The organism is Nonomuraea sp. B10E15 (assembly GCF_039871615.1).
Taxonomy (GTDB): domain Bacteria; phylum Actinomycetota; class Actinomycetes; order Streptosporangiales; family Streptosporangiaceae; genus Nonomuraea.
In genome coordinates this window covers 18,988-31,994 of sequence record NZ_JBDPMB010000027.1, presented here as the reverse complement: position 1 = coordinate 31,994, position 13,007 = coordinate 18,988, and the positions used below count along the sequence as shown (strand labels likewise).

At 70.9% G+C, this 13,007-nt stretch carries 18 protein-coding genes; 7 read left to right on the top strand and 11 right to left on the bottom strand.

Features of this window, described 5'->3' with window-relative positions:
* Window positions 1-24: 24 nt before the first annotated feature.
* Entirely contained in the window at window positions 25-759 is a 735-nt protein-coding gene (locus ABGB14_RS43275; RefSeq protein ID WP_347649702.1) for an alanyl-tRNA editing protein, read from the bottom strand.
* A 28-nt stretch (window positions 760-787) separates the two neighbouring features.
* Between ABGB14_RS43275 and ABGB14_RS43270 the strand changes: the two genes are divergently transcribed.
* Window positions 788-1,468, top strand: a complete 681-nt coding sequence (locus ABGB14_RS43270) for an SGNH/GDSL hydrolase family protein (protein WP_347649701.1) — start codon at window positions 788-790, stop codon at window positions 1,466-1,468.
* Here the strand turns inward: ABGB14_RS43270 and ABGB14_RS43265 are convergent, their stop codons facing one another.
* The 6 genes from ABGB14_RS43265 to ABGB14_RS43240 form a co-directional block, all read right to left on the bottom strand.
* Window positions 1,469-1,837, bottom strand: coding sequence for a DUF2516 family protein (locus ABGB14_RS43265; RefSeq protein ID WP_347649700.1), 369 nt, complete (start codon window positions 1,835-1,837; stop codon window positions 1,469-1,471).
* Window positions 1,838-1,959: 122 nt separating this feature from the next.
* Window positions 1,960-2,409: a hypothetical protein gene (locus tag ABGB14_RS43260; RefSeq protein WP_347649699.1), complete on the bottom strand. Its 450-nt coding sequence runs from the start codon at window positions 2,407-2,409 to the stop codon at window positions 1,960-1,962.
* Between the two features lie 3 nt (window positions 2,410-2,412).
* Complete coding sequence (locus tag ABGB14_RS43255; RefSeq protein WP_347616917.1) at window positions 2,413-2,904, bottom strand: helix-turn-helix transcriptional regulator; 492 nt, start codon at window positions 2,902-2,904, stop codon at window positions 2,413-2,415.
* Window positions 2,905-2,964: 60 nt separating this feature from the next.
* Entirely contained in the window at window positions 2,965-3,870 is a 906-nt protein-coding gene (locus tag ABGB14_RS43250; RefSeq protein WP_347649698.1) for a M56 family metallopeptidase, read from the bottom strand.
* The gene (locus ABGB14_RS43245; protein ID WP_347649697.1) at window positions 3,867-4,223 is read right to left on the bottom strand and encodes a BlaI/MecI/CopY family transcriptional regulator; all 357 of its coding nucleotides are present in this window, start codon (window positions 4,221-4,223) and stop codon (window positions 3,867-3,869) included. The genes ABGB14_RS43250 and ABGB14_RS43245 overlap by 4 nt, the downstream gene beginning before the upstream one ends.
* A 78-nt stretch (window positions 4,224-4,301) precedes the next feature.
* Window positions 4,302-4,634: a YnfA family protein gene (locus tag ABGB14_RS43240; protein ID WP_347649696.1), complete on the bottom strand. Its 333-nt coding sequence runs from the start codon at window positions 4,632-4,634 to the stop codon at window positions 4,302-4,304.
* Window positions 4,635-4,705: 71 nt separating this feature from the next.
* Between ABGB14_RS43240 and ABGB14_RS43235 the strand changes: the two genes are divergently transcribed.
* Window positions 4,706-5,209, top strand: a complete 504-nt coding sequence (locus ABGB14_RS43235) for an O-acetyl-ADP-ribose deacetylase (RefSeq protein WP_347649695.1) — start codon at window positions 4,706-4,708, stop codon at window positions 5,207-5,209.
* A gap of 4 nt (window positions 5,210-5,213) precedes the next feature.
* Here the strand turns inward: ABGB14_RS43235 and ABGB14_RS43230 are convergent, their stop codons facing one another.
* Window positions 5,214-6,020 (bottom strand): class I SAM-dependent methyltransferase, encoded by an 807-nt coding sequence (locus ABGB14_RS43230; protein ID WP_347649694.1) that lies wholly within the window; start codon window positions 6,018-6,020, stop codon window positions 5,214-5,216.
* A 24-nt stretch (window positions 6,021-6,044) separates the two neighbouring features.
* On the bottom strand, window positions 6,045-6,788 hold the full coding sequence (locus ABGB14_RS43225; protein WP_347649693.1) for an SDR family NAD(P)-dependent oxidoreductase: 744 nt from the start codon (window positions 6,786-6,788) through the stop codon (window positions 6,045-6,047).
* 171 nt (window positions 6,789-6,959) lie between these two features.
* Here ABGB14_RS43225 and mshA point away from each other — a divergent pair, with 171 nt between their 5' ends.
* The 3 genes from mshA to ABGB14_RS43210 are packed head-to-tail and all read left to right on the top strand — an operon-like array spanning window position 6,960 to window position 9,482.
* A complete protein-coding gene (mshA, locus tag ABGB14_RS43220; protein ID WP_347649785.1) occupies window positions 6,960-8,198 on the top strand; it encodes a D-inositol-3-phosphate glycosyltransferase in 1,239 nt (412 codons plus the stop codon).
* Between the two features lie 38 nt (window positions 8,199-8,236).
* Window positions 8,237-8,728: a YbjN domain-containing protein gene (locus tag ABGB14_RS43215; protein WP_347649692.1), complete on the top strand. Its 492-nt coding sequence runs from the start codon at window positions 8,237-8,239 to the stop codon at window positions 8,726-8,728.
* 10 nt (window positions 8,729-8,738) lie between these two features.
* Window positions 8,739-9,482 carry a phosphoglyceromutase gene (locus ABGB14_RS43210; RefSeq protein WP_347649691.1) on the top strand — a complete coding sequence of 248 codons (744 nt, stop codon included), beginning with the start codon at window positions 8,739-8,741 and terminating at the stop codon, window positions 9,480-9,482.
* A gap of 49 nt (window positions 9,483-9,531) precedes the next feature.
* Here ABGB14_RS43210 and phoU read toward each other — a convergent pair whose 3' ends face one another.
* Window positions 9,532-10,176, bottom strand: coding sequence for a phosphate signaling complex protein PhoU (gene phoU, locus ABGB14_RS43205; RefSeq protein WP_347649690.1), 645 nt, complete (start codon window positions 10,174-10,176; stop codon window positions 9,532-9,534).
* Between the two features lie 133 nt (window positions 10,177-10,309).
* On the opposite strand from phoU, the gene ABGB14_RS43200 reads away from it, so the two are divergent.
* Together ABGB14_RS43200 and ABGB14_RS43195 are read left to right on the top strand one after the other, a co-directional pair.
* Entirely contained in the window at window positions 10,310-11,482 is a 1,173-nt protein-coding gene (locus ABGB14_RS43200; protein WP_347649784.1) for an ATP-binding protein, read from the top strand.
* Window positions 11,479-12,171 carry a response regulator transcription factor gene (locus tag ABGB14_RS43195; protein WP_132516891.1) on the top strand — a complete coding sequence of 231 codons (693 nt, stop codon included), beginning with the start codon at window positions 11,479-11,481 and terminating at the stop codon, window positions 12,169-12,171. Before ABGB14_RS43200 ends, ABGB14_RS43195 begins: the two co-directional genes overlap by 4 nt.
* A 51-nt stretch (window positions 12,172-12,222) precedes the next feature.
* Here the strand turns inward: ABGB14_RS43195 and ABGB14_RS43190 are convergent, their stop codons facing one another.
* Window positions 12,223-12,801 carry a copper chaperone PCu(A)C gene (locus ABGB14_RS43190; protein WP_347649689.1) on the bottom strand — a complete coding sequence of 193 codons (579 nt, stop codon included), beginning with the start codon at window positions 12,799-12,801 and terminating at the stop codon, window positions 12,223-12,225.
* Between the last annotated feature and the right edge of the window lie 206 nt (window positions 12,802-13,007).

Here is a 13,007-nt window from a genome sequence, read left to right as displayed (position 1 = left end):
GGAGATCGGCTGAGTGGAGATCGGCTAGCTGGAGATCTGGATGCGCAGGCGGCGGAAGCCGCGGCCCTTGCTCTCGATCTTGGCGACCTTGATGTGACCGATCTGCTTGGTGGAGGCCACGTGGGTGCCGCCGTCGGCCTGGGTGTCGAGGCCGACGATGTCGACGACCCGCACGTCCTGCACGGTCTCGGGCACCAGGTTGGTGGCCGTGCGGATGATGTCGGGGATGGCGAACGCCTCGGCGCGGGGCAGCACGCGCACGTCGATGCGCCGGTCGGCGACGATCTCGGCGTTGCAGGCGTCCTCGACGGCTTCCTTGAACCCCGGAGGCACCTCGGGCAGGTTGAAGTCCATCCGGGCGGTCAGCTCGTCCATGTTGCCGCCGGTGACGAGGCAGCCGTAGTCACGGAACACCACCCCGCACAACACGTGCAGCCCCGAGTGGGTGCGCATGAGGGCAGAGCGGCGCTCGTCGGCCACCGCCGCCCTGACCACCGTGCCGGCCGGCGGCACGGGGTCGCCCTCCGCCGGGATCAGGTGGAGGTCGTCGCCCTTGCGCACCCCGACGATGCGGGTCTCCACCCCTTGCCAGAGCAGAACGCCGTGATCCGCCGGCTGGCCGCCGCCACCCGGATAGAATGCCGACCTGCTCAGCACGATCCCCTCAGGCGACGACTCCAGCACCACGGCTTCGAAGTCGCGAAGATCCTGGTCTGACAGTTCGAGTCGTTGCGTCCGCCCGTGGAGGTCGTGGGTCATATCGGCAGCCTAGCCCTCAGAGGTGGTCATGCGCGGCCTGACGCATCGTTCCCGAGCCGTACGGGTCGTCGCGCTGGCGGGCCTCGGCACGGCGTTCCTGAGCGGGTGCAACGCCGGCGCGGAGGCCACCCCGCCGCTCGTGCCCGCCACGCCCGTCGTGCGGCCGGCCACGCCGGTCGTGATGTTCGTGGGTGACAGCTTCACCGTGGGGTCGGGTCCGGTGCCGCGATGGAAGACGTACGCGGCGGAGACCGCGCGCCTGCTGGGCTGGCAGCCGGTCATCGCGGGCGCGGGCGGCACGGGCTATCTCAGCAAGGGGCGGGTGGGGCGCTCGTTCCAGCGTTCGTTCGAGGTGGAGCTGTCGTGGCGGCCGGCCCCTGACGTGCTGGTCATCTCGGGCGGCCACAACGACCGGCGCTGGGGGCCGGCGCGCGTGGGGCGGGCCGCCGAGCGGCTGCTCGACGCCGTGCGCGGGCACTGGCCTGACACCAGGATCGTCATGGTCGGCCCCATCTGGCTGGACGTCCCGCCCGCGAAGGCGTACGCCGTGCGCGACGCCCTGGCGGAGGTGGCCAGGCGCGAGGATGTGGCCTTCCTCGACCCGATGGCCGCGCGCTGGCCGCCGGAGGCGGTGCTGCCCGACGGTGTGCATCCCACGGCCGCCGGGCACGAGCGCATCGCCGCCTGGCTGGCGGCCCAGCTGGCCTGACTACCAGGGGCCGTAGGGGCCGTTGCCGCCGCGCCCGCCGCCCATGCCCTTGACGGCCGGCTTCACGTCGACGATGTAGACGGTGGCCGCGATCACGGCCGCGATCGAGAAGATGCCGATGCCGATGCCGAGGAACTGCCTGTCACCGACGATCATGAAGGCGTTGAAGTAGCCCCACGCGCCTCCCGCGGAGAACAGCGTCGCCAGCACGAGGATCAGCAGCCAGAGGTTCTTCTTCAGTTTGCCCGCAGAGAGAAACGCGTTCGTCGGGACGCGCAGCGCGTGCACGAGCGCGTAGACCGACATGCCGAAGATGACGGCGGCGAGCACCAGGAAGAGGAGGTTGAACACACCGTTGATCAGATTCATATTCGTTGGCTCCGCCTATACGCCGCGAGGAAATCGGCTTCAGCCTAATAGGCGCCCCCGGCGCGCGGGCACCCAGAAAGAGGAAAGGCCCGCCTCTCCATGGAGGCGGGCCTTTCGCTGGGTCAGGCCTTGGCCTTGGTGGTGCGGGTCTTCCTGGCCGGCTTGACGGGCTCGGCGACGGCCGGCTCGGCGGCCTCCGACACCTCTTCGAGCTCGAGTGCGGCCTCGCCGGACGCCTTGCTGACGGCCTTGCGGCCACGCGTGGCGAAGTCGTCGTAGACCTCGGTGGCCTTGTGCGTCAGCTGGTCGGCGTAGCCGCGGGCCTTCTCGGGCAGCTCTCTGGCCAGGCCCTCGGCCCTGTCGGCGACCTCGCGGGCCCTGACGGGAAGCTCCTGGGTGAACGCGCGGGCCTTGACCGGGAGGTCCTGGGTGAACTCGGAGCGGCGCGACTGCAGCTTCTGCAGCTGCTCGGGCAGCTCGCGCAGCTTCTCGACGGCGTAGTCGCCGACACCCGCGACAGCGTAGAACGGCTTGGACTCGGTCAGCTTCTTGACCTCGGTGGCGAGCGTCATGGGTTAACCTTCCTTGGTTTCCTGGGTGACGTTGCCGTTGCCGGAGGGCGCCGCGTAGGGCTCAAGAGCGGCGAGAAACTCCTCGGGCAGCGGATCGTCGTCCGTTTCGGCGTCGCGCCGGGGGTGAGCATTCTGGGAGGTCTGCTCGTCCCCGGCGGGCGCCTCCTTGCGGAACGACTCGTAGATATCGATCAGCACTTGGCGTTGCCGTTCGGTGAGAAGCGGGTCGGCCCTGATCGCGGTGATCACATCGCTCGGCGGCTCGCGGTCCTCGATGAGGCCCGCCTGCACGTAGAGCGCCTGCGAGGAGATGCGCAGACCCTTGGCGATCTGGTTGAGAATCTCCGCGCTCGGCTTGCGCAACCCGCGCTCGATCTGGCTGAGATAGGGGTTGGAGACCCCTGCGGCCTCAGCCAGCTGGCGAAGTGAGATCTTCGCCTGCTGCCGCTGCTCGCGGATGTACTCGCCGATCGAGCCGACCTTGGGTAGTGCCATGCCGGTATTCTGCCTCGCGCTGCTTGCAATTGCAAACGCGGTGATTAACTCCAGCAAGCACTAGAGCTGGATGACCCACAGGAACGGCGTGGCGGTGAGCAAGCTCACAGAGAGCGCGATGAACCCGTAGCGGGCCGGCGCGGCCAGCTCGGGACCCGGCTTGATCAGGCGGTCGACCCTCGCCATGACGTGCTGGGCGTGCACGCCGAGCATGCCCTGGGGCGTCGGCATGGCGCCCGCCGTGCCGAACCGCAGCAGCGCCGTCGCCAGCCTGCGCGGCGAGCAGTAGCGGCGGGCCCGGTCGTCGGCGGCCATCTCGATGAGCAGCTCCACCTGCGACTGCGCGTCGGCCACCACCTTCGACCAGGGCAGCGCCCTGCGCAGCGCGGCGAACGGCAGCAGCACCAGGTCGTGCCGCTCGCGTACGTGCGCCGACTCGTGGGCCAGCACGGCCGCCAGCTCGCCCTCCGACAGCAGCTTGAGCGCGCCCTCGCTGACCACGACCTGCGAACGCAGCCCCGGCACGCAGTAGGCGGCGGCGCTCGGATGGTCGAGCACCCGCACGCCGGGCACACCCGGGTCGTCGCGGGAGATCAGCGCCAGCAGCATGCGGTGGCGCCGGCGGGCCCGCAGCGCCTGCACGCCCGCCGTGATGAGCACCACCACCAGCACGCTCAGCGCGGTGAGGCCCGCGATCAGGGCGAGCACGTGCAGCGCGTCCCACGCCTGCGGCGGCGTCTCGCCCCGCCCGAACGCGATCAGCCCCTGCAGCACCCCCGTGCCGTAGGGCTGGACGGCGTAGGCGAGCATGGCGCCGGTCGTCGCCAGCCCCCACGCCACGCCGAGCGACTGCCAGACGATGACGGCCAGCCGTGGAGCCCGTGAGGTCCAGCGGGCCGTGGTGAAACGCCAGGAGCCGACCGCGCACGCCATGGCGAGCGCCGCCAGCACCGCTGCCGTGATCACTCTTCCTCCAGCTCCGTGAGGACTCTGCGCAGGATCTCCGCCTCCGTGCCCGACACAGCCTGGGCGAAACGGGTCAGGGCGGCCGATCGGTCACCCGTCATGTCCAATGCCTCCAGCATAAGCTCAGCGATGTACGCGTCGCGGCTTTCCGCCGGCTGATATCTCCACGCGCGGCCGTCACGGGCGCGCTCGAGGAAGCCCTTGCGGGTGAGCCGGTCGAGCACCGTCATCACCGTCGTGGGGGCGAGATCGCGGTCGGCGATGAGCCTGCCGACCTCGCGGGCGGTCAGCGCACTGCTCTGCGCCCAGAGGATGTCCATGATGCTGCGCTCAAGCTCGCCAAGACCCTTCACGCCCTTCAGACTAGCTCTACAACCTGTCGAGCTGGCATTCGGGGCCGCGCGATCCTCCTGCCTCCTGGCGACGGTACGTCAGCCGCGGGGGGCGTACATGATGACCGCCACGCCCAGCAGGCAGATCAGCACGCCGGCGACGTCCCAGCGGTCGGGCCTGAACCCGTCGACCACCATGCCCCAGCCCAGCGAGCCCGCCACGAACACCCCGCCGTAGGCGGCGAGGACCCTCCCGAAGTCCGCGTTCGGCTGCAGCGTGGCCACGAAGCCGTACAGGCCGAGCGCGACGATCCCGGCGCCGATCCAGACGGCGCCGCGCTGCTCGCGCACCCCCTGCCAGATCAGCCACGCGCCGCCGATCTCGGCGAGCGCGGCCAGCACGAACAGCAGCACGGACTTGACGAGGGTCATGCCCCACGAGGTTAGCCAGCCCGGCGGCCGCGGTTGGCGGCGGCCGCCCATCGCATGGCACCCTCGGAAGGGTGGAGATCACGCTGGTCCTCGGCGACATCACCGAGCAGGAGACCGACGCGGTGGTGAACGCCGCCAACTCCTCCCTCATGGGCGGCGGGGGCGTCGACGGCGCCATCCACCGGCGCGGCGGGCCGGAGATCCTGGACGAGTGCAGGCGGCTGCGCGCCTCCCGCTACGGAAAGGGCCTGCCGACCGGGCAGGCGGTCGCCACGACCGCGGGCCGGCTGCCCGCCCGGTGGGTGATCCACACGGTCGGGCCGGTCCACTCCCGGTCGCAGGACCGGTCCGGGCTGCTGGCCTCCTGCCACCGCGAGTCGCTGCGCGTGGCCGACTCGCTCGGGGCTCGCTCCGTGGCCTTCCCGGCGATCTCCACCGGCATCTACGGCTGGCCCGTCGACGACGCGGCGCGGATCGCCATGGAAGCCGTGCGGGAGGCCGAGACGTCCGTGGCGGCTGTCCGGTTCGTGCTGTTCGACGACAGGGCCTACGCCGCGTTCGCGTCCCTGCTGTGAACCTCTAGCGGGGATCGACCGCCGACCACGGCAACGTCAGCTCGCCGAGCCGCCACCGTGCGGGCCCGCCGAGCGGCGGCCGCAGGGGCACCGGCCATGACCCGGCCAGGACGCGCACGGCGGCCAGCCACCGCTGCCGCCTCCCATGAGCCCCGTACGCGGCGCTCACCGCCCACGCGTGGTCGAAGTCCCGCAGGAACGCGTGGATCCGCTCACCCGGCACGTTGCGGTGGATGAGGGTCTTGGGCAGCCGGTCGGCCAGGTCGGAGGGCTGCTCGAAGGCGTCGAACCGGGCGGAGAAGGTGATCGTCCCCGGCCCTTCCCTGGACACCCCGGCCCAGACCGCGCGCCGCCCGTTCTCCGACGACGTGCCCTCGACCAGGACGCCGCCCGGACCCAGCCCGTCGCGGAGCACGTCCCAGTAGCGCCAGGCCTCGGCCTCTTCGTACTGTCTGAGCACGTTGAACGCCCGCACCAGCGTCGGCGGGCGCGACACGGGCAGCTCGAAGCCGCCCAGCCGGAACGTCAGGCCCTCCCGCTCGTACGGCTTCGCCACCGCCACCCGCGCCGGGTCGATCTCGACGCCCACCACCTCGACCCGCGGCGCCACCTGTCGTAACCGCCTGAACAGCTCCAGCGTCGTGGTGTGGGAGGCGCCGTAACCGAGGTCGACCACCAGCGGCCGGCTCGCGGCCCGCAGCAGCCCGCCGTGCACGGCCGCGACCCAGCGGTCGGAGCGCCGCAGCCTGTTGTGCCCGGTCGTCCCCCTCGTGATCGCCCCGACCGGCCTGCGGGCGGGGGACCTGCCCATCAGCCGGCCGCCGCGCGGACGGCCTCAGCCACCGACGCGGTGGATCCTGTGCTGCGCCGCCTGGGCGCGGGGGCGGATGACCATGCGGTCGACGTTCACGTGGGCGGGGCGCGTCACGGTCCAGGCGATCGCGTCGGCCACGTCGTCGGAGGTCAGCGGGTCGGGCACGCCTTCGTACACGCGGGCCGCGGCCGCCTCGTCGCCGCGGAACCTGGTGACCGCGAACCCCTCGCTGCGCACCATGCCCGGCGCGATCTCGACGATCCGCACCGGCTGCCCGACCAGTTCGAGGCGGAGCGTCTCGACCATCGACGTCTGCGCGTGCTTGGCCGCGCAGTAGCCGCCCCCGCCTTCGTACGACACCAGGCCCGCCGTCGAGGTGAGCATGACCAGCACGCCGTCCCCCGACTCGATCAGCCGGGGCAGCAGCGCCTGGGTCATGCGCAGGGAACCGAGCACGTTCGTGTCGTACATCCGCTGCCAGTCGTCCAGCCGGGCACCGGACACCGGTTCGAGGCCGAGCGCGCCGCCGGCGTTGTTGACCAGCACGTCGCAGCGGTCGAGCGCGCCCGCCAGCGCGTCGACCGACTCCTGGGAGGTCACGTCGAGCGTCACCGGCGTGATCGAGGGGACCTCGGCGGCCAGCTTGTCCAGGCGGTCGCGGCGCCTCGCGCCCGCCACCACGTCGTAGCCCTCGCCGGCGAGCCGGCGGGCGGTCGCCTCCCCGATCCCGCTGCTGGCGCCCGTCACCACGGCTGTTCTGCGCATGCCCCTCATCCTGCCAGTCCCGCTGGTCCGCGTCGGCGGGCAGGTCTGCCGGAGTTGTACCCCGACTGTGACTAAGTGTCGGGAATGTCGCAAAAATCTGGTGGGTTGTCATTTGTTCGGAGGTGGTGTCGAGTGAGGCGACGACGGGTCCACCGGGTCGCGACCATCAGCATGCACACGTCGCCGCTGGACCAGCCCGGCACGGGCGACGCCGGCGGGATGAACGTGTACATCGTCGAATCCGCCAAACGGCTGGCCCAGGCCGGTGTTGAGGTGGAGATCTTCACCCGCGCCACCGCCCGCGACCTGCCGCCCGTGGCCGAGCTCGCCCCCGGTGTCCTCGTCCGGCACCTCACCGCGGGCCCGTACGAGGAGATGGACAGGAGCGACCTGCCCGGCCAGCTCTGCGCGTTCCTGTCGGAGGTCCTGCGCACCGAGGCCATGTACGACCCCGGCCGCTACGACGTCATCCACTCCCACTACTGGCTGTCCGGCCAGGTCGGCTGGCTGGCCAAGGAACGCTGGGGCGTGCCCCTCGTGCACACCATGCACACCATGGCCAAGGTCAAGAACCTGCTGCTCGCCCAGGGCGACAAGCCGGAACCCCAGGCCAGGGTGGTGGGCGAGGAACAGGTCGTGGAGATCGCCGACCGCCTGGTGGCCAACACCGCCGACGAGGCGCGCGAGCTCATGGACCTGTACGGCGCCGCCGAGCAGCGCGTCGCCGTCGTGAACCCCGGCGTCAACCTCGCCGTCTTCCGCCCCGCCTCGCAGGGCGCCGCCCGCCGCCGGCTGGGGCTGCCGCAGGACGCGCACGTGCTGCTGTTCGTCGGCAGGATCCAGCCGCTCAAGGCGCCCGACGTCCTGCTGCGCGCGGCCTCCAGGATGCTCATCGACGACCCGTCGCTGCGTGACCGGCTGGTGGTCGCCTGCGTGGGCGGCCCGTCCGGCAACGGCCTGGCCCGTCCGTCGGTCCTCGCCGAGCTGGCGGCCGAGCTGGGCATCGCCGACGTCGTACGCCTGGTGCCGCCGGTCGCGCAGGAGGAGCTGGCCGACTGGTACCGGGCCGCGTCCGTGACGGTGGTGCCCTCCTACAGTGAGTCGTTCGGCCTCGTCGCCCTGGAGTCCCAGGCCTGCGGCACCCCCGTGGCCGCCGCCGCCGTGGGAGGGCTGCGTACCGCCGTGCGCCACGACGTCTCCGGCGTGCTCGTGAACGGCCACGACCCGGCCGTCTGGGCGGGAGCGCTGCGCCGCTTCGTCACCGCGCCGCGCCGCCGCGACGAGCTCTCGCGGGGCGCCCGCGCCCACGCCGCCGCCTTCGGCTGGCAGGCCACCGCGGCACGGCTCATGGAGGTGTACGCGGCCGCCGTGGCGAATCTGCACAAGACGCCCGTGGCCGTGAACCTCTAGCACCCGTACATTGTTCTGGCCCGCCTATGCTGGGCTGCATGCGCGATGTCGTCGAAGCCGCGCTCAAGGCCGCGGACGTCACCTACGACGAGCCGCGACCAGGGGCGTTCCTGGTCAGACTGCCCGGGCAGCACAAGCTCGCCACCATGACCTGGCTGATCGTCGGGGAGACGGTCCTGCACGTCGAGGCGTTCTTCTGCCGCGGGCCCGACGAGAACCACGCCGAGTTCTACCGCTGGCTGCTCGGCAAGAACGGCACGATGTACGGCGTGCACTTCTCCCTCGACCCCGTCGGCGACGTCCACCTCGTCGGCCGCGTCCCCCTGGCCGCCGTCGACGAGGACGAGATCGACCGGCTGCTGGGCTGCGTGCTGACCTACGCGGACGACTGGTTCGACCGGGCGCTCGAGCTGGGCTTCGCCTCGTCGATCCGGCGCGAGTGGGAGTGGCGGGCCAAGCGCGGCGAGTCGCTGGCCAACCTGCAGGCCTTCGCCCGCTTCGCCGACCCGGCCAGGTCGGAGCGCCCCTAGGATTGGGCGTATGGCGACTTTGGTGCTGCTACGGCACGGCGAGAGCGACTGGAACGCGAAGGGCCTGTTCACCGGCTGGGTGGACGTGAGCCTGTCGGCCAAGGGCGAAGACGAGGCACGCCGGGGCGGCAAGCTCCTCCAGGAAGCCGGGCTCCGCCCGGACGTCGTCCACACCAGCCTGCTGACCAGGGCCATCCAGACGGCCCAGCTGGCGCTGGGGGCGGCCGACCTGCTCTGGCTCCCGGTCAAGCGCAGCTGGCGGCTGAACGAACGCCACTACGGCGCCCTGCAGGGCAAGAACAAGGCGCAGACCAGGGAGGAGTTCGGCGAGGAGCAGTTCATGCTCTGGCGCCGCTCCTACGACACGCCCCCGCCGCCGATCGCCGACGACGACGAGTTCTCCCAGGCCGGCGACCCGCGCTACGCCCTGCTCCCCTCGGAGCTCATGCCCCGCACCGAGTGCCTGAAGGACGTCGTCGAGCGCATGCTCCCCTACTGGTACGACGAGATCGTCCCCGACCTCGCCGCCGGCCGCACGGTCCTGGTGGCGGCCCACGGCAACTCCCTGCGGGCCCTGGTCAAGCATCTCGACGGCGTCAGCGACGAGGAGATCGCCGGCCTCAACATCCCGACGGGCATCCCGCTGGTCTACGACCTCGACGCCGACTACAACCCGGCGGTGCGGGGCGGCCGCTACCTCGACCCCGAGGCGGCCAAGGCGGCCATCGAAGCCGTCGCCAACCAGGGCCGCTGACCTCTCCCGGCCGAGGGCGGCGGCGCTCCCGCGACGCCGCCCGGGGCGGCTAACCCGGGCGCGACCCCGTAACGAGATAGACGACATCCCCGGCCACACGGACGGCGTGGTCCGCGTAGCGCTCGTAATAGCGCCCGATCAGCGTGATGTCGATCGCCGGCTCGACCCCGTGCGGCCAGTCCTTGGCCAGGATGTTCCTGAACAACCGCCGGTGCAGCCGGTCCATCGCGTCGTCGTCCTGCTCCAGCTCCAGCGCCGACTCCACGTCCCTGGACGCCACGCAGCTGCCGGCCTTGGTGACGAGGTTCTCCGCGATCTGCCCCATCTCCACGATCGTCGAGCGGGTCTCCGCGGGGATCGCCGAGTCGGGGTGGCGCAGGCGGGCGACCTTGGCGACGTGGACGGCGAGGTCGCCCATCCGCTCCAGGTCGGTGCCCATGCGCAGCGCCGTGATGACCATCCGCAGGTCCATCGCGACCGGCTGCTGCCTGGCCATCAGCTCGAAGATCGACGCCTCGATGTCGGCGAACGTCGCGTTCACTTCCTCGTCGCGGGAGATCACGCTCTCGGCGAGTGCGAGGTCGGCGTCGAGCAGCGCCGTGGTGGCGCGGGAGATGGCCGAGCGGACGAGCCTGGTCATCTCGACCAGCTTGTCGGTCAGCGAATCAAGTTCTTCGTGGTACGCGTCGCGCATGCCGTCACCGTACGGGGCCGACGATGAACGAACTCCAACGCTCAGATGAACTTTCCAGGAAAGGCATGTTCATCCCCTGATGAGGGGGTCTGTCCTGCAGAAAAGGCGACCTACCATCGGAGACATGAGTGAGATGGCCATGAGCTTCGCGGCCCTGGCCGGGTTCGTCGTGGGCGCCCTGGCGGTCCTGTTCTACCGCAACCAGATCGAGGCCCCGAGCCGCACGGCCGCGAACGACGGCGTGGAGACGGGTGCGGCGCTGCCGCAGGGGGTGGCCTCCGTGCTCGCCGTCCTGCCGTCCTCCGCCGTGGTGCTCGACGCGCACGACCGCGTGCTGCGCGCCAGCTCGGCGGCGCGGGCGTTCGGGCTGGTCAAGGGCGAGCGGCTGATGGCCGCCGAGCTGCTCGCGCTGGCCAGGCAGGTCCGCCGCGACGGCGAGATCCGCGAGAGCGAGATCGACGTCGCGGGGCACAAGTTCGGCCAGGAGACCACGAGCTTCGCCGTCCGCGTGGCGCCGCTCGGCTCCCACGGCCAGGTGCTGGTGCTGGCCGAGGACCAGACGGAGCGGCGCAGGGTGGAGGCCGTGCGCCGCGACTTCGTCGCCAACGTCAGCCACGAGCTGAAGACCCCGGTGGGAGCGCTGAGCCTGCTCGCCGAGACCATCCAGGACGCGGCCGAAGACCCCGAGGCGGTCACCCGCTTCGCCGGGCGCATGCAGCTGGAGGCCGCCCGGCTCAACTACCTCGTCCAGGACCTGATCACGCTCAGCCGGATCCAGGGCGCCGAACCCATCCCCACCCCCGGCCAGGTCTCGATCGACGAGGCCGTCAACGACGCCGTCGACCACTGCAACACCAGGGCCGCGGCCAAGGACATCGCGCTCGTCACCGGCGGCACCTCGGGCCTGCGCATCTGGGGCGACGACGACCTGCTCGTCACCGCGCTGCGCAACCTGATCGACAACGCCGTCGGCTACAGTCCCGAGCACACGAGGGTCGTCGTCAGCGTGCGGCCCGCGGGCGACTCCGTCGAGATCAGCGTGAGCGACCAGGGCATCGGCATCCCGGAGGAGGCCCTGGAGCGCATCTTCGAGCGGTTCTTCCGCGTCGACGCGGCCAGATCGCGCGCGACCGGCGGCACCGGCCTCGGCCTCGCCATCGTCAAACACGTCGCCGCCGCGCACGCGGGCGAGGTGACCGTCTGGAGCAAGGAAGGGTCCGGCTCCACCTTCACGCTCCGCCTGCCCGCTTTCGGCGGCACGGCGGTGGCAGTACCACCCTCGATTCCCCTGGAGGCCGCCAAATGACTCGAGTGCTCGTCGTGGAGGACGAGGAGTCCTTCTCCGACGCCCTGTCCTACATGCTCCGCAAGGAGGGCTTCGAGGTGTCGGTCGCGGCGACCGGGCCCGAGGCGCTCGACACCTTCGACCGCAACGGCGCCGACCTGGTGCTGCTCGACCTGATGCTGCCCGGCCTGCCCGGCACGGAGGTGTGCCGCTCACTCCGCCAGCGCTCCAAGGTGCCGGTGATCATGCTGACCGCCAAGGACAGCGAGATCGACAAGGTCGTCGGCCTCGAACTGGGCGCCGACGACTACGTCACCAAGCCGTTCTCCTCCCGCGAGCTCGTGGCCCGCATCCGCGCGGTCCTGCGCCGCCAGGGAGACGTCATCGAGGAGCTGGAGACGGCCGTGCTGGCCGTCGGACCCGTACGCATGGACGTCGACCGCCACGTCGTCGCCGTGCGCGGTGAGCAGGTGCAGCTGCCGCTGAAGGAGTTCGAGCTGCTGGAGGTGCTGCTGCGCAACGCGGGGCGCGTCCTGACCAGGGGCCAGCTCATCGACCGGGTCTGGGGCGCCGACTACGTGGGCGACACCAAGACCCTCGACGTCCACGTCAAGCGCCTGCGCGCCAAGATCGAATCCGACCCGTCCAACCCGCGCTGCATCCTGACCGTGCGCGGCCTTGGCTACAAGTTCGACGCCGTCGAAAGCTGAAAACCCCTGTTCCGGTACGTCTCGCGTACCGGAACAGGGGTTTTCGCGTGTCTAGTGCCCCTCCTCCGCAGTCGCGGAGGGCGTCGGGGTGGGCGTGGGCGCGGGGGTGGCGTTGGGAGCCGGCGGGTAGTCCTGGAACTCGCGGCTGCGCGTGACCACAGGCACGTTCATGGACACGACGCCGGCCTTGGCGAACTGGAGGTCCAGCTTGATGCTCTCGCCGCCTCTGAGGCTCTTGGGGATCGACTCGAGCATGATCTGCGGGGTGGGCTTGCCGGTGTTGACGAGTTGGCCGACGGGAAGCTGGATCGGGGCCGTGACCTTGGCCTCGCCCATGCCCCCTGCGGAGACCTTCTCCAGGGTGTCAGGTGCGTCCGACTTGTTGAGGATGTTGAGGTAGACGGGGGCGGAGCCGCGCCAGGCGAGCTGCGCCCCGGGGTCGGGGCCGAGGATGAACGCCTGCGGGATGTGAATGCCGCGCATGCCGTATGCACCCTTTTCGATCAACACTTGCGCCTCGTTGGGGGCGTACGGCTGGTTGGTGGTGGCGTCGAATCCTGCCCCGCAGCCCGCGAGCACGGGGGCTGCCAAGAACGCGGCGGCTACGACAATCCAGCGACTGCTGGTCACGGGCGGGTTCTCCTTGGTCTTGCGCATGCGTGTGTGAGGCTCACCCGCATGTCTCGCGCATGCGCATGAGCCGCGCCCACCTTATCGACCTGAATGCATGGTCATATCCGCACCCCCGCAGGTCATTCGCTATGTCCGCAAATGAGATTCATACAGTTGAGCACTTGTCAAGCCCCAATATGCGGCTTTGACCTGCAGTTATGAGG

Excerpts from the sequence above, each read along its gene's own strand:
- ABGB14_RS43210 (WP_347649691.1), top strand. The coding sequence starts at position 8,739 with ATGGCGACTTTGGTGCTGCTACGGCACGGCGAGAGCGACTGGAACGCG.
- mshA (WP_347649785.1), top strand. The coding sequence starts at position 6,960 with ATGCACACGTCGCCGCTGGACCAGCCCGGCACGGGCGACGCCGGCGGG.
- phoU (WP_347649690.1), bottom strand. The coding sequence starts at position 10,176 with ATGCGCGACGCGTACCACGAAGAACTTGATTCGCTGACCGACAAGCTG.
- ABGB14_RS43215 (WP_347649692.1), top strand. The coding sequence starts at position 8,237 with ATGCGCGATGTCGTCGAAGCCGCGCTCAAGGCCGCGGACGTCACCTAC.
- ABGB14_RS43260 (WP_347649699.1), bottom strand. The coding sequence starts at position 2,409 with ATGACGCTCGCCACCGAGGTCAAGAAGCTGACCGAGTCCAAGCCGTTC.
- ABGB14_RS43225 (WP_347649693.1), bottom strand. The coding sequence starts at position 6,788 with ATGCGCAGAACAGCCGTGGTGACGGGCGCCAGCAGCGGGATCGGGGAG.
- ABGB14_RS43240 (WP_347649696.1), bottom strand. The coding sequence starts at position 4,634 with ATGACCCTCGTCAAGTCCGTGCTGCTGTTCGTGCTGGCCGCGCTCGCC.
- ABGB14_RS43275 (WP_347649702.1), bottom strand. The coding sequence starts at position 759 with ATGACCCACGACCTCCACGGGCGGACGCAACGACTCGAACTGTCAGAC.
- ABGB14_RS43200 (WP_347649784.1), top strand. The coding sequence starts at position 10,310 with ATGGCCATGAGCTTCGCGGCCCTGGCCGGGTTCGTCGTGGGCGCCCTG.
- ABGB14_RS43255 (WP_347616917.1), bottom strand. The coding sequence starts at position 2,904 with ATGGCACTACCCAAGGTCGGCTCGATCGGCGAGTACATCCGCGAGCAG.
- ABGB14_RS43265 (WP_347649700.1), bottom strand. The coding sequence starts at position 1,837 with ATGAATCTGATCAACGGTGTGTTCAACCTCCTCTTCCTGGTGCTCGCC.
- ABGB14_RS43195 (WP_132516891.1), top strand. The coding sequence starts at position 11,479 with ATGACTCGAGTGCTCGTCGTGGAGGACGAGGAGTCCTTCTCCGACGCC.
- ABGB14_RS43230 (WP_347649694.1), bottom strand. The coding sequence starts at position 6,020 with ATGGGCAGGTCCCCCGCCCGCAGGCCGGTCGGGGCGATCACGAGGGGG.
- ABGB14_RS43270 (WP_347649701.1), top strand. The coding sequence starts at position 788 with ATGCGCGGCCTGACGCATCGTTCCCGAGCCGTACGGGTCGTCGCGCTG.